The sequence below is a fragment of the Ruegeria sp. B10 genome, from assembly GCF_056539825.1.
This window is the reverse complement of record NZ_JBQFVP010000013.1, coordinates 159,865-172,475: the sequence shown is the minus strand read 5'-3', so window position 1 is coordinate 172,475 and position 12,611 is coordinate 159,865. Positions and strand designations below refer to the sequence as shown.

11 protein-coding genes and 1 pseudogene are annotated in these 12,611 nt (G+C 55.3%); 1 reads left to right on the top strand and 11 read right to left on the bottom strand.

Translation table 11 applies throughout. The annotated features are described in order from the left end of the window. Positions 1-259: 259 nt before the first annotated feature. The 5 genes from ACR0J4_RS18210 to ACR0J4_RS18190 form a co-directional block, all read right to left on the bottom strand. Entirely contained in the window at positions 260-1,660 is a 1,401-nt protein-coding gene (locus ACR0J4_RS18210) for a TRAP transporter large permease (RefSeq protein WP_170640034.1), read from the bottom strand. 11 nt (positions 1,661-1,671) lie between these two features. Then, on the bottom strand, positions 1,672-2,304 hold the full coding sequence (locus ACR0J4_RS18205) for a TRAP transporter small permease (RefSeq protein WP_170640035.1): 633 nt from the start codon (positions 2,302-2,304) through the stop codon (positions 1,672-1,674). Positions 2,305-2,373: 69 nt separating this feature from the next. After that, positions 2,374-3,384 carry a TRAP transporter substrate-binding protein DctP gene (dctP, locus tag ACR0J4_RS18200; protein WP_170640036.1) on the bottom strand — a complete coding sequence of 337 codons (1,011 nt, stop codon included), beginning with the start codon at positions 3,382-3,384 and terminating at the stop codon, positions 2,374-2,376. 125 nt (positions 3,385-3,509) lie between these two features. After that, entirely contained in the window at positions 3,510-4,850 is a 1,341-nt protein-coding gene (locus ACR0J4_RS18195) for a sigma-54-dependent transcriptional regulator (RefSeq protein WP_170640037.1), read from the bottom strand. After that, positions 4,847-6,577, bottom strand: a complete 1,731-nt coding sequence (locus ACR0J4_RS18190) for an ATP-binding protein (RefSeq protein ID WP_170640038.1) — start codon at positions 6,575-6,577, stop codon at positions 4,847-4,849. Before ACR0J4_RS18190 ends, ACR0J4_RS18195 begins: the two co-directional genes overlap by 4 nt. Positions 6,578-6,707: 130 nt before the next feature. On the opposite strand from ACR0J4_RS18190, the pseudogene ACR0J4_RS18185 reads away from it, so the two are divergent. Then, positions 6,708-7,464: pseudogene (locus ACR0J4_RS18185) on the top strand (IS5 family transposase). A 173-nt stretch (positions 7,465-7,637) separates the two neighbouring features. On the opposite strand, the gene ACR0J4_RS18180 reads toward ACR0J4_RS18185, so the two are convergent. Genes ACR0J4_RS18180 through ACR0J4_RS18155 form a run of 6 tightly spaced genes read right to left on the bottom strand, consistent with a single transcriptional unit; the run spans position 7,638 to position 12,381 of the window. Then, positions 7,638-8,462 (bottom strand): energy transducer TonB, encoded by an 825-nt coding sequence (locus ACR0J4_RS18180; protein ID WP_480668768.1) that lies wholly within the window; start codon positions 8,460-8,462, stop codon positions 7,638-7,640. Next, positions 8,459-8,854: an ExbD/TolR family protein gene (locus ACR0J4_RS18175; RefSeq protein ID WP_170555949.1), complete on the bottom strand. Its 396-nt coding sequence runs from the start codon at positions 8,852-8,854 to the stop codon at positions 8,459-8,461. Before ACR0J4_RS18175 ends, ACR0J4_RS18180 begins: the two co-directional genes overlap by 4 nt. Further along, a complete protein-coding gene (locus ACR0J4_RS18170) occupies positions 8,851-9,222 on the bottom strand; it encodes a biopolymer transporter ExbD (RefSeq protein ID WP_170555950.1) in 372 nt (123 codons plus the stop codon). Before ACR0J4_RS18170 ends, ACR0J4_RS18175 begins: the two co-directional genes overlap by 4 nt. Further along, entirely contained in the window at positions 9,212-9,877 is a 666-nt protein-coding gene (locus ACR0J4_RS18165; protein WP_170555951.1) for a MotA/TolQ/ExbB proton channel family protein, read from the bottom strand. Before ACR0J4_RS18165 ends, ACR0J4_RS18170 begins: the two co-directional genes overlap by 11 nt. A gap of 4 nt (positions 9,878-9,881) precedes the next feature. Next, complete coding sequence (locus tag ACR0J4_RS18160) at positions 9,882-10,313, bottom strand: hypothetical protein (RefSeq protein ID WP_480668767.1); 432 nt, start codon at positions 10,311-10,313, stop codon at positions 9,882-9,884. Between the two features lie 28 nt (positions 10,314-10,341). Continuing rightward, positions 10,342-12,381 carry a TonB-dependent receptor domain-containing protein gene (locus tag ACR0J4_RS18155; RefSeq protein WP_170640040.1) on the bottom strand — a complete coding sequence of 680 codons (2,040 nt, stop codon included), beginning with the start codon at positions 12,379-12,381 and terminating at the stop codon, positions 10,342-10,344. Positions 12,382-12,611: the final 230 nt, after the last annotated feature.

The window sequence follows — 12,611 nt, the reverse complement described above, 5'->3', positions numbered from 1 at the left end:
GGGCAATCCTAGGTTCTTTTCCGGTATGGCGTTCCGTTTCCATTTTGACCGATTGTAATGCGAGGATGTGGAGATGTCTCTGCTAGGCTCTCTCCCGTCATTTGGTCATCCGCAGCATAAATCGACCGTGGCGCTAACCGTCCCAGGGTGGGTGGCCCAAACCGGACATTGAACAAGTGTCATGTATTCTTCAGCGCAGCTGATTGATGCAGGTCTTAACCGCACCGGCGAACCGCGCTCCAAAACCATCCCATGTGGTTCAGACCTGTCCTGGAAGCCATAGAACAATCGCAGGGAAGGCAACGAGCATCGCGATGGTCGCAGCATCCGCTAGAAAGAAAGGCGTTACACCCTTAAAGACGTCCTGCACGCTTAGGTCATCCCGCACACCAGCCACCACAAAGCAATTCAGCCCGATAGGTGGGGTGATCAGGCAAAACTCGGCCATTTTGACAACCAGAATTCCAAACCAGATGGCACACATGGGCCCGGACATGCCGAAGGTGCTCTCGGCTGCACTTACGGTCTCACCACCGTTCAGAGCCATGACAGCAGGGTACACGACCGGCAGTGTCAGCAGCAGCATACCTATCGCATCCATGAACATACCCAGCACTGCGTAAGCCAGAAGAATACAGATCAGGATTAGCATCGGCGACATTTCAAGCGAGGTAATCCAGTCTGAGAATACACTTGGCAGTTCGGCGAAACCAAGAAAACGAACGTAGACCAAAACGCCCCAAATAATCGTGAAAATCATAACGCTCAGTTTGGCGGTTTCCAAAAGCGCGTCTTTGAGTTCGGCCCAGCGCATGCCCCGAAACAGCGCCATCAGGAACACCACAAATGCTCCAATTGCGCCGCCTTCGGTTGGCGTACCCCAGGCATCGCCGCCGAACGGGTTGTAGACAAAAAAGATGATGGTGACGACAACAATCACGATGGGCAATGCGGGCGGCAGTGAGAGGAAACGTTCTTTCCATGTAAAGCCTGTGACCGCGGGACCAAATCCTTTGATCACGACGGCCATGCCAATGATCAGCAAGCCATAAATTACCGCCGAGAACATGCCCGGGATGAATCCAGCCAAAAGCAGTTTGCCCACGTCCTGCTCGACGATAATCGCGTAGATGACCAAAATGGCCGAAGGCGGGATGAGCGAGGCGAGTGTACCGCCTGCAGCGACGACACCGGCGGCAAAACGCTTGTCGTAGCCGATCTTCAGCATCTCGGGGATGGCGATTCGGGCGAACACAGCGGAAGTGGCGACCGAGGCCCCGGATACCGCCGCAAACCCAGCGGTTGCGAAAACAGTCGAAACCGCCAGCCCGCCCGGGACCCATGCAAGCCAACGCTTTGCGGCTTCGAACAACGCCTTGGTCAGGCCCGCGTAGTAGGCGAGGTAACCAATCAGGATGAAGGTTGGGATAAGGCTCAACGCTTGGCTTGAAATCTTGGAGTGCGGCACCTGACCCGCTGTTTTGACGGCCACAGTCACAGCCTTACCGAACCGCGCCGGGTCATACCCAAACTTGGCCCAGAAGATCCAGATCAGACCAACCATGCCAGCTGTCGCGGCGGCAAAGGCCACGCGCATCCCCAGCACCACAAGAACAAGCATACCGCCCGAGACGATCAGACCAATATCAATGGGTTCCATCAGATTTAACCTCAGTTGTCGTGGCCCGAGACGTGCTCGGCTTCCATTGCAGCTTGAGTGGCTGCATCGGCTATCAGCGGGACGGCAATTGGTGCCTGATCAGGGTGACGGATCGCGCGACCGTAGGCCCAAAGCTGTAGAGCAAGTCTCAAGCAAAGCACGCTGAAAGCGACAGGGGCCAACAGCTTTGCGGGCCACAACGGGATACCTATGTCGATCGAGCTGTCGCGGCTCCACAGTGGAGCACCAAAGTCAAAGCTGCGTGCGAAATGCGCCCAGCTCCCCCAGATCAGCAAGACGATCAGCGCCAGAATGACAGCGGTCGTGATGAACTCAACGATATAGAGCGTCCGGCCTCTAAGCGCTCCGACAACCATGTCCATTCGGATATGGCCGCCATCACGCTGCGCATAAGAAATGCCCATGAAGGCGATCAACGGCATAGCCTGCTCGATCCAGTCCACGTAGCCGGGAAGTGGCGCATTGGCGAAATTCCGGCCACCAACTGAGACCACGGCCATGACCATCAGCGAGAACACTGCAAGACCGCTGATCAGAGCCAGAAAGCTCTCCAGTTTGTAGAGACGTTGATCGAGAATGCTGAGACGGCTGTCGTCGGACAGCACCTGGGATGACCCGGCCATCGTTTTACTCCGCTGTCAGGGAAAAAGGCACCCGACGCCAGCTTCGCCGACGCCGGGGTAGTGAGTGGATTAGCTGCCGTTTGCGATCTTCCCAGTCACAAGGTCATAAAGCTCTTGTGCTGGCAGGCCACGCTCGGTGTTTTCTGCAATCCAGGCCTCGGCCGCGGGGGCGGCAGCGGCTTCTTTGAACGCTGCGATTTCTTCATCGCTGAAAGTGACCCGTTCGATGCCGCGTTGATCCAACTCAGGACCCCACGCTTCCATCGTTTTGGTCTGGTAGTGGCTCACATAGTGATCCAGTGCCTCTTCTACCGATCCCAACAGAGCTTCGCGGTGTTCGTCAGATAAATCTTCCAGCGCCAGCGTGTTCACCACGACAGGGCAGTTGACGGTGCCGGGGTTGAGGTTCGTCGTCCACCAAGTGCCGTTTTCAATGGTGCCAAATGACATATGCGCATGTGGCGCAAAGCTGACCGCTTTAACGATGCCACTATCCATTGCCTGGCGCACTTCGGATGCAGACATTGATGTCGGAACCGCCCCAACCGTCTCCATCGCTTTGCCGATGCCACCTGTCGCCCTTACGCTCAGACCTTCAAAATCGGTTAGAGATTTCGGCGCCTCACCGACACCAACAAGGTTGTACTGCGGCAGCGGCGACGGCATTAGCAGAGTCGCGTCCCAGCGGGCCAGATCCTCAACAACGGCCGGATGTTGATAAACGGCCATCGACAGATCGACTTCTTGTTCAAGGGATGTCACGCCTAGAAACGGCAGCTCCAGGACGGTGATCGAGGGGTTCTTGTCGCGGTGATAACCAGCACAGAACTGGGCCATTTCAAACGCACCAATCGAAATCCCATCGAGGTTTTCTTTGTTCTTCGACAGGCCGCCATAGCTGATGTTGAGTGTGAACTCTCCGCCCGTCTTTTCGCTCACCAATTCGGCAAGTTTCTCGACGTGTTCGGTAAAGGCACGGCGCTTGCCCCACAGGGAAACGTTCCATTCGACAGCCAGTGCTTCGGATGCAACGGTCAGTGACAGGGCCGCAATAGCCGCCCGGTTAAGATGTTTGCGCATAATGGCTCCTCCCAGATCACGCAATTCGCTTGGGTGGAGTATTCAGAATGCGCAGCAGTCTGCCTATGAAGGAAAACGCGCGAGAAATCACTGTTCCCCTGCGGATATCCGCAGAGTGGTTTCGCTTACAACAGCGCCTCTTTATCGAGACCTAGTTTGACGATCTTTTCATTAAGCGTCCGGCGGCCAATCCCTAGCGCTTCGGCGGCGGCATCCATGCGGCCTTTATGTGCCTTGATGGCTTTGCCAATGAGCTCGCGCTCAAAAGCAGCAACCGCTTCGCGCAGCGTATCCGGTACTTCGTCAAAGTGTTGATCGCTGTGTATAGCCTGCGCCATCGACCCTCCTCCGCGTCGGGCCGCCAAAATACGCCGTTCGCAGACATGGCGCAATTCACGCACATTACCGGGCCAGTCATGCGCAAGCAGAGCGGCCAAATCGTCCTGATCAAGCTCTGGCGCGTCAATCTCATAAACCTGCGCGTATTCGCTCAAGAAATGCGTCGCCAGCAGAACCAGATCATCCCGTCTTTGCCGTAGCGGAGGTAAAGTCAGGACGACAGTGTTTAGTCGAAACAATAGATCCTGACGCAGGCGGCCTTCCTCGGCGGCCAGTACAACGTCTTCGTTGGTTGCTGACACGACCCTGAAACGTACCGGCACCGGCGACACAGCCCCCACCGGCAGGACCTGCTGATCTTCGATGACCCTTAGTAGCTTGGCTTGCGCCGCTGGTGGGCACGAGCAGATTTCGTCCAGAAACAAGGTCCCACCCGATGCCGCCACAAGCCTTCCATCGGATTCACCCGCGACGCCGAACATTTCCGCTTCAAATGTTTCGGAGGACAATGCGGCGCAATTCAGCGCCAGAAACGGTGCCTCCGGCGAGCGGCCCAAATCATGTAAAGCATGGGCAACCAGCTCTTTCCCGGTGCCGGTATCCCCCTGCAACAAAACCGCAACCGAAGTATCGGCAAGATCAAGTACCTCTTGTCGCAAGTCTGCTATGGCGTCTGTTTGACCCAGCAGGACGCGGTCAAGGCCTGACAATTTGAAAAGTCTGTCTTTGAGGCGGGCATTGCTTTTCCGCATGCGGTTTTGTTCAGCCGCGTGCCTCAACACCGTCAACAATCGCCTAGGTTCATATGGCTTTTCGATAAACCCGTACGCGCCTTCCTGTATGGCCTGAACCGCCATTGGGATGTCACCATGTGCCGAAATCAACACCACCGGAGGCGCCACATGCCTGTCCAGACTGGCCAGCAATTCAAGCCCCGTCATGCCGGGCATACGCACGTCGGACAGAATGACATCGGGCGACGCGCTGACCAGATACTCCGTCACCTGGGTCGCGCGCGAAAGGGCGCTAACAGTCCAGCCAGCGGCTTCGAGCAACTCGACAAGAGAATGTCGCATCGATTTGTCATCATCAACGATCAGAACTTTAAAAGGTTGCTGCTGGGTCATTCGTCCGTTTCTTCAGTAGCTGAGGCAATCGGGAAGGTGACGCGGAAAATTGTTCCTCCACCATCGCGGTTACGGGCCGTCATTGTGCCATCGTGATCTTTGACAATGCTGGTGGAAATCGCCAGTCCTAAGCCCATGCCTCGCCCGCTCTCTTTTGTGGTTACAAATGGCTCTTGCAACTCAGCCAGCGTTGCCTCGCCCAATCCGTGACCGTTGTCCTGAATTTCCAACACTGCCTCATCATCAGAAGCCGTGATAGAGATTTGGATTTCAGGCGCATCCGCTTCTTCCGTAGCATCTATGGCATTTCGCAAAAGATTGGTGATGACCTGTTCGACCCGCAGGGCACTGCCCCGGATAAAGACCGGAACAGTCGGCGCATCAACTGAGATTTTCACCCTGCCCTGCTCGATGTTTGGCGCAACCAGAGCCAAAGCGGCATTGACCGAAGTAAATAAGTCTACGTCATCAAACGCCTCATTCTCTGACCGTGCAAAGAACCGCAATTGGCGCGTGATCCCTTCCATCCTGTCGACAAGGCTTCCGATTTTTTGCGGCAACTTGGTCTCACCGGTAGATGAGATCTCTGCTGCCACCAGGTGATTGCGCATCGCAGCTATGGGCTGGCCCAATTCATGTGTGACCGACGCGGAGAGTTGCCCCAGAGCCGCCAGTCGGCTTGCGCGCTCCAACTCGCTCTGGGTGCGTTTGAGGCTACGTTCGGCTGTCTTGCGGTCGTCGATTTCGATGGCAAGCCGTTCATTCGCCTCGCGCAGCTTTGCTTCTTCTTCTTCGGACCGCGCCAAGGCCGCGCTTACGCGTCTCGCGCGTTGTATCTGGAAGAAGATAAATGTGAGCCCCGCCAAAAGGACAAAAATTGCAGTTACAAGCCAACTGCGCGCTACGGCCTGATCGTCACTCGCAAAGTAGTGAAGCGACCAGCCATGAGGTAGATCCTTAGCTGCAAGATGCAGGCGCTTCGTCCCCGCAATTCTGGCCTGGTCTCCCGGCAACTCAACCCAATCCAACGCATCTAAGTCTCGCCCCGGAAACTGCCTGGCATCTCGAATTCGCTCTCGCTGTGGTTCCGACAATGGCGTCAACGCGCGATATTGCCAATCCGCGTTCGAAGACAGCAGAACGACGCCGTCTTCATTGGCCAAAAGGACCTGTTCGCCCGAGTTTTTCCAACTATCCTGAAGATCAGAGAAGTCGATCTTGATTGCTACGACACCTGTTGGAGCTCCTCGGTCGTTCAGCACTGCGTTCGCAATGAAGTAACCCGGCAAACCCGTTGTGGCCCCGATGGCGTAGAAGCGGCCCTGTTCACCAGAAATGGCACTTTGGAAATACGGGCGGAAAGCATAGTTCTGGCCAACAAAGCTCCCTATTTCGCGGTAGTTCGATGCGGAAATCGTGATCCCGTCTTCGTCCATCAAGTAGATCGCATCCAGACCTGCCTGTTCGGCAAAATCCTCAAGGCGTCGGTTCAATGTTCCGGTGCCATCGCCTTCGGCTGTTCCAATTACAAAGGAGTCTTGTGATAGCACATATGTAAGGTGGGAAAATCGTTCGAGTTCGCTGTTCACCGAGCTTTGGTAAAGAGAGAGCCGGCCCTGAGCGTTCGAAAGCTCCTCCGAAACGAAGTATTGGTAGGAAACCAAATAGAGGCCAAAGCTGGCGGCAATGGCTACTACAATACCTAAAATATGAGAAGCTGATCGCATTGACTGCCCATGAACTGCGACAGCATAGGATCACAGTAGGTTTTAGCCGTCCATCCCAAGAGTTATGGGGTCAGGACCCATGATTTCCTTCGGACGGTATGATTCACGTTTTGAAAACTGAGATTTGAACATATCAGATCAATTTTGGCTGACAGAAGCGCAGATGGCTTGTCCTGGGCCTTTCTTCCCGAAGTCCCATGGCAAGCCATGAGTTGAAGACCGGCGCGTATTGAGCGGGTTTCTCGTCATCAAAATCGAAGGCATGCGATAGCGTAATGCCCCGGCGGTATTTGGGCCTCATAAGACGCTGTACATCCGTTGGAAGCTTTGGAGCGATAAGGGCATTTTCGCCCGGATGATGGCTGCTCTGGCCACCGCGCATGGCGAAGAGAAGACCGTGATGATCAACGCGACTTACCTGAACGCGCACCGCACAGCGACCAGATTTAGCGTCAAAAAGAGGCGCGTGAACGCCTAGTGGGTCGGAGCCAGCCGACACTTACACGAAGCTACTTGCCATCTGAGATAGTCTGGATAGACCGATCAACCTCCTTGTCACTACCGGTCTGGTCAGTAACTAAATTGGTGCACCGGAGTTGTTAAGCAGCCTTCCGGACGTCGATTGGCTACTCAGTGACCGGGATTGTGATGCCGGCTGGTTCAGAGAAGCGTTTAAAAACAATTTGATAAGCGCCTGCACCCTAGACCGCAAACAACGCGAGACCCAGGTCAAATACGACAAGCGCAGGTACAAACGCCGCATTCGAATCGAGATCATTTTTGGAAGGCTTAAGGTATGGCGGCGCGTGGCAACCCGATACGCCCGCCGCCCGAAAGTCTTCCTCCCTGCCATCGCCCTCGCGGCAATCGTCGTCCCTTGGCTATGATTCCTGACCCTAAGGTGGCAAAACTCCCTCATCGGAAGCGTCAGAACGGCTGCTGCGTAGTCTAACCAACGCGTGCTGTGGGGCATTTTGAATTTACCGTTCGCACTCGCGGTGTCGCAGTCTTGTGCTGATCTCATGGTACTCAGAAACCTTCCGGCCTCGTGCATTCACCTCTACTTGCTCAAAATTTCTATAGTGTATTCTCGACGGGCCCCGGCAGGCGGAATTGGGAAAGGTGCAGCCGCGCGCACCTGTGACACGGCGATCTGGTCCAAACGCTTTGAACCTGAACTGAGGGCAATGTTGGCCGATACCAAAGCTCCGCTGTCAGCGATGCGAAACGTCACCAGAACGGTGCCGCGGATGTTGACGCTTTTGCGTCTCGCGCGAAGGATCTTGCGTTTGACTTTCCACGCATAGTTACTTGCATCGGCATTGCCCTGGGCCGAGGCTGTGCGGGTTGTCTTTTCGGCGGCGGCTTCTCCCTTGGTGGTTTCGCCCGTTGTACTGCCTTTTTTTTGAGCGCGTTCACCATTGCCTGCCTTCACAGCGAGCTGGGCGACATTCTTTTTCTCAAGTTCTGGGCTTTGCACAGGTGTTGTCGCAGGTCTGCGTTTGGGCTCAATCTCAGGCCGTTTGGCTTGGGTCAATTCGGGCTGGCTTGTTTTAAGAGGATCCGTCGCTTTCAATGCTTCTTTCGCCGAAGGCGCGACCTGTTTTACGATAGGTTTTGCAGTCTTCACTGTCTGCACCTCGGGGTTTGCTTGTTTTATTGGTTGATCAGGCTCTACAGTCGTTTTCCGGGCCGTGGTCGGCGCGGATGCAATGGTTCCAGCAGTGAAATCCTTAAAGGACGTCCCAAGCGCCGCAGTTTCGACCAAGCCACCACCTTCGATTTGCGTCACCGTTTGTGGGCCAAAGTCATGCAAAGCAAGACCGTGGGTCGCAGCAGCCAACACGATCGCAGATGCGGCTATTGCGCGAGAACTGGGGATCATTGCAGCGCTCTTTGTGTGATCACAAAGACCTTTTTTGCGCCTAGGGCACGAAGCGCATCACTAACCGCTTTCAGCCGCACCGCTGGAAGCGCGCGGTCGGGAACCAAGCGTACTACTTCCAGCGGCAGGTCAATTGAAGCGCGTTCAACATAGGCTTCAACATCTGTCAGCTCGGCCCCGCGATACTCGAGCACACCATCGGCACGGATGACGAGCGCATCTGGCGGCTCGCGCCCTTCAAGGTTCTGCGTTTCAACCAGTTGCACCGAGTTGCCAAGCGGTGGGGCAAGCGTACCCGCAATCATGAAGAAAACCAGCATCAGGAAGACGACGTTGATCAGAGCAATTGTGGGTTCTCGGGTTCGCCTCGCCCTTGGCTTCAGTTGCATCATCCGATCACCTGTGTCCGCAACTGCGCCACACCTTTCAAAGCCGTCAGCAGGTCAATCAGTTGTTGCGAGGTTGCGCTCTGGCCGAGACTGATCAGTGCCATTTGTTCAGAAGTCCCGTCGAAAAGCTCTGTAGCGCTATCCAGGGTTGTTACGGTCCCGTCGACCAGAAGACGATCCTGTTCAAGCTTCACAAAGCGGATCGGGATGTCTTGGTTAGCCCCTCCCGCCGAAGCCGTTGAAAACTCAATCTCGCCAAATTTCGAGAAGGTTGAAGTAAGCATGAAAAACAGCAGCAGCAAAAAGATAACGTCGATCAACGAGGTCATCGACAGGCGCTTGCGCCGCTTGGTGCGGGTCTCAAGTGCCATGGGCAAGAGCTGCCTTTGGCATCTCGGTCGCTTTGCATTCTGCGGCGTGACCAGGTGCGAAAGCGGTGCGTAGGGCACGGTTGGTAAAGATGCGCTCACGCGTCATGCGTGACTCGAACCAAGTCAGCACAAGCGAGGTTGGCATGGCGACGGCTAACCCCGCAGCCGTTGTTAGCAGGGCAACCCAAATGCCGCCAGCAAGCAGTGCAGGATCTACCGAATTGCCTGCGCCTTGTAAGGTTTGGAAGGCTTCGATCATGCCAAGAACAGTGCCGAATAGCCCCAGTAGCGGTGCAAGCTGTGACACCACATCAAGCACGTTGAGGCCCCGTTCAAGCCCGGCAAAGCGTGCTTCGGCCTCGGCATCGGCACGCTCGGACAGCGTGCTACTATCACCACTGAATGACATGGCGATCACCGGGGCCAGATAGCTGCGGCTTTTGTCCAGATGCGCCATCGCAACAACCCGGTCCCGGCGGTCCCAGGCTTCAATCGCCAAAGACAGCTCGAAATGGCGACCGACGCCGGCGGCCGCGTATTGCCAAAGCTTGTAAATTACGAGCGACAGGGTTGCGACCGAGGTTGTGATCAGGATCGCAACAACCGGCCCGCCAAGCGCAAGGACGTCTGTCAATTTCTGAATGATCGTATCCATTGGCCTATCCAATTATTTCCGTTTCAAGGCGGCTTTTGAGTGTCAGGTTCGACATGCAGGCATTCTGCATGCCTCCTTGATGCGCACATTCCTGAGCGTCGTTGATCAGGATACGAGTGATTTGGTTGCAGGCCATTCCATCGAACTGAAATTGGCGGACCCTAGGACGCCCTGCGGGCATATCCTCGAAATCCAGAAGCGTGAGCAGAGCAACGCCACCTTCGGCGCCGAATAAGACCATTTCGTAGACGGCGCCTTCGATATCGGTGTCATGTTTATTCTCGACCAAAAAGCTGAGCAGGCAGCTTTGGTCGCGTTCTTCCGCAGAACTCAGCTCTATCGAAACGCCACCGGTTTCTTCGGCAGAGGCAAGGCCTGCCCCCAGAATTGGGAGCAAGGCCAGCAGGACCAACCGAGCATTTCTTTTCGACGCCATTCGCATAACTGGTCCTTTCTTTTCTTGATCAGAAGGTTTTGGCCACGGTCAGCTTGAAGTTCCGACCCGGCGCATTGCGCGTCGACAGGTTCGGCAGGTAGTTTTTGTCGAAGATGTTCTCGATACCTGCCCTAACTTCGAACCCTGCAAGCGCGCCTTCTTGCGGGAAGTAGGACGCGCGCAATGTGTTCACGCCATATCCGGCAACCGGGTCGCCTGAGGAATCAAAGCCAGATCTGGCTCCGAAAAGTTCCCAGCTGACATCAAGCGTTTCGCCAAACCGTTTGCCGAATGTGATCCGCGCCGAATCCGACGGTTCGTTGCGCCAGCGGGACTCCTGCCCATTTTCGTTGGTTTCCGTGCCGCTTACGACATTGGCGTTAAAATCGACATAGAACCCGCCAGCGTTCGCGTATGAGGCTTCGATTTCCACACCACGCGTTTCGACCTTGTCCAAAAGGACTAAGGCTCCGGTAATCGGATTCGACTGATTGTACGATGTGACATCCCGCAAGTTGGTGTCGTAGAAATTCACCTTGGCGCGCACGACGTCGCCCTCGGCAAAGATATCTCCGCGATTGAACGAAAACCCTGCTTCCCAGGTGCGCGATTTCTCGGGTTGGGTCATGAATACCGGGGTGCCAAGGTCGTCGATGATGGGCAGGCTTTCAGTGTATGCACCGCCGCCAAAGATGCCGAAACCATTTGCGAATTCGTACCGCGCCGACAGACCCCCCATCAGAGCATCGTTATCGTAGCTCTCATTGAAAGCTGCTGTATCGCCATCCCCCTCGATGTCCTGCGTTTCGTAGCGCAGCGCTGGTGTGATGGTCAGTTGATCGCCGATCTGAATGTCATCGACAGCGAACAAGGCAATCCGACGATCGGTCCCACCAGGAGCTGACGGGGCATCCAGACGCTCTCGATTGATGAACTCGATCCCGGCTCGAAGATCATGCGAAGCGATTCCAGTTTGGAAATACGAGGTATTCTTGATCGTCAGTTTGGTGGTTTCATAGTTATGTGACGCGTCCGCCAGAGCCCGAATGCTTGGGAAAAACGGAGTTCCCTCTAAGCTAGAGGAGCCAGGAACATAGCTGCTGTCGATGGACTGCTCGGAATAACTGAGGTTCACATCCAAATCGATCAGATCGTTGTCCGCTGGCCGGTATTGATACCGCAGTATGCCAATCCGGGTTTCGATATCACGATCCACATTGCCAAATGCGTCTGCGGATGTACCGAATGAGTCATATGGAACGTCGCGCTCTTCCGAGGTCGACTGGTTCCAGGACGCGGTAATCGAATGCTCCAGGTTGTCGCCGAAGCTGTATTTACCCTTCGCCAACAGGGAAGGCAGGGTAAAGGCGCTGTTGCCGATTGTATCGCCATTCCCGTCTTTCTGATCGTCCTGATCGCGATAGGTGTAGTTGAACAGGAACTCGGTCTGCTCGTTCGGCTGCCACGCCAGAATCGACGACGAGGCAAAGCCGTTGCCGTTTGAATACCCTTCCAACGTCTGTCGGAACCGGAAGCCGGGCTCACCGCCGGTGAAATCCGAGGCGTCTTTGGTTTCCAATTGAACCACACCGCCGACGACGCCCGAGCCGAATTCAAACGACCCGACAGTGCCCCGGATCACCGACACGCTTTTGTAAAGTTGTGGATCGGTGAAGAGTTGGTTGCCGATCCGATACAGCTCTTCCGAACCGGTTGTTGCCCCGTCGATCAGAATGAGAACCTTCTGGTCGGTGCCGAAGGTGCTGTTGGCACCGAAGCCGCGAATGTTGATACCTGACCCCTGCGGTGTCGAGCCATTCACCAGAGTCACACCAGGCACCGTATCGATCAGCTCTGCAACCGTGTTGGCCTGACGGTCGTTGATCTCTTCCTGATCGATATTGGTAATAGGTACTGCGGTGTCGGTCTGGATTTCCCGTTTGCTTTCGCCCAGCTCAAGTGTGCCCAGGAACCCATCATCCTGTTCCTGCGCCCAAGAGGCCGCTGCGATCAAACTGAGGCAAGAAGCGGTGCCAAGTTGGCCCGCCTTTCGAATTGAAGCACGCATTTCTGTCCCTTCGAGTGGTTTGAGGACCGGAGATGCTTGCAGTTCGCTGGCTAAGGTCAGTCTTTTTTGGTGTTTTTTGGAATCGCCTTTCAGCGATGACTTGTGCTCGTTAATAAAGCTTACTAAAACAGTCAACATATTTCCGTGACTGAGTTTGCAGTCACTGCCAGCGGGCCAATGACGCGATCATGGGCCAGGCCAGCGCTTCACAAAACCACTCGAAGATGGGA

Excerpts from the sequence above, each read along its gene's own strand:
- ACR0J4_RS18210 (WP_170640034.1), bottom strand. The coding sequence starts at position 1,660 with ATGGAACCCATTGATATTGGTCTGATCGTCTCGGGCGGTATGCTTGTT.
- ACR0J4_RS18205 (WP_170640035.1), bottom strand. The coding sequence starts at position 2,304 with ATGGCCGGGTCATCCCAGGTGCTGTCCGACGACAGCCGTCTCAGCATT.
- dctP (WP_170640036.1), bottom strand. The coding sequence starts at position 3,384 with ATGCGCAAACATCTTAACCGGGCGGCTATTGCGGCCCTGTCACTGACC.
- ACR0J4_RS18195 (WP_170640037.1), bottom strand. The coding sequence starts at position 4,850 with ATGACCCAGCAGCAACCTTTTAAAGTTCTGATCGTTGATGATGACAAA.
- ACR0J4_RS18190 (WP_170640038.1), bottom strand. The coding sequence starts at position 6,577 with ATGCGATCAGCTTCTCATATTTTAGGTATTGTAGTAGCCATTGCCGCC.
- ACR0J4_RS18180 (WP_480668768.1), bottom strand. The coding sequence starts at position 8,462 with ATGATCCCCAGTTCTCGCGCAATAGCCGCATCTGCGATCGTGTTGGCT.
- ACR0J4_RS18175 (WP_170555949.1), bottom strand. The coding sequence starts at position 8,854 with ATGATGCAACTGAAGCCAAGGGCGAGGCGAACCCGAGAACCCACAATT.
- ACR0J4_RS18170 (WP_170555950.1), bottom strand. The coding sequence starts at position 9,222 with ATGGCACTTGAGACCCGCACCAAGCGGCGCAAGCGCCTGTCGATGACC.
- ACR0J4_RS18165 (WP_170555951.1), bottom strand. The coding sequence starts at position 9,877 with ATGGATACGATCATTCAGAAATTGACAGACGTCCTTGCGCTTGGCGGG.
- ACR0J4_RS18160 (WP_480668767.1), bottom strand. The coding sequence starts at position 10,313 with ATGGCGTCGAAAAGAAATGCTCGGTTGGTCCTGCTGGCCTTGCTCCCA.
- ACR0J4_RS18155 (WP_170640040.1), bottom strand. The coding sequence starts at position 12,381 with ATGCGTGCTTCAATTCGAAAGGCGGGCCAACTTGGCACCGCTTCTTGC.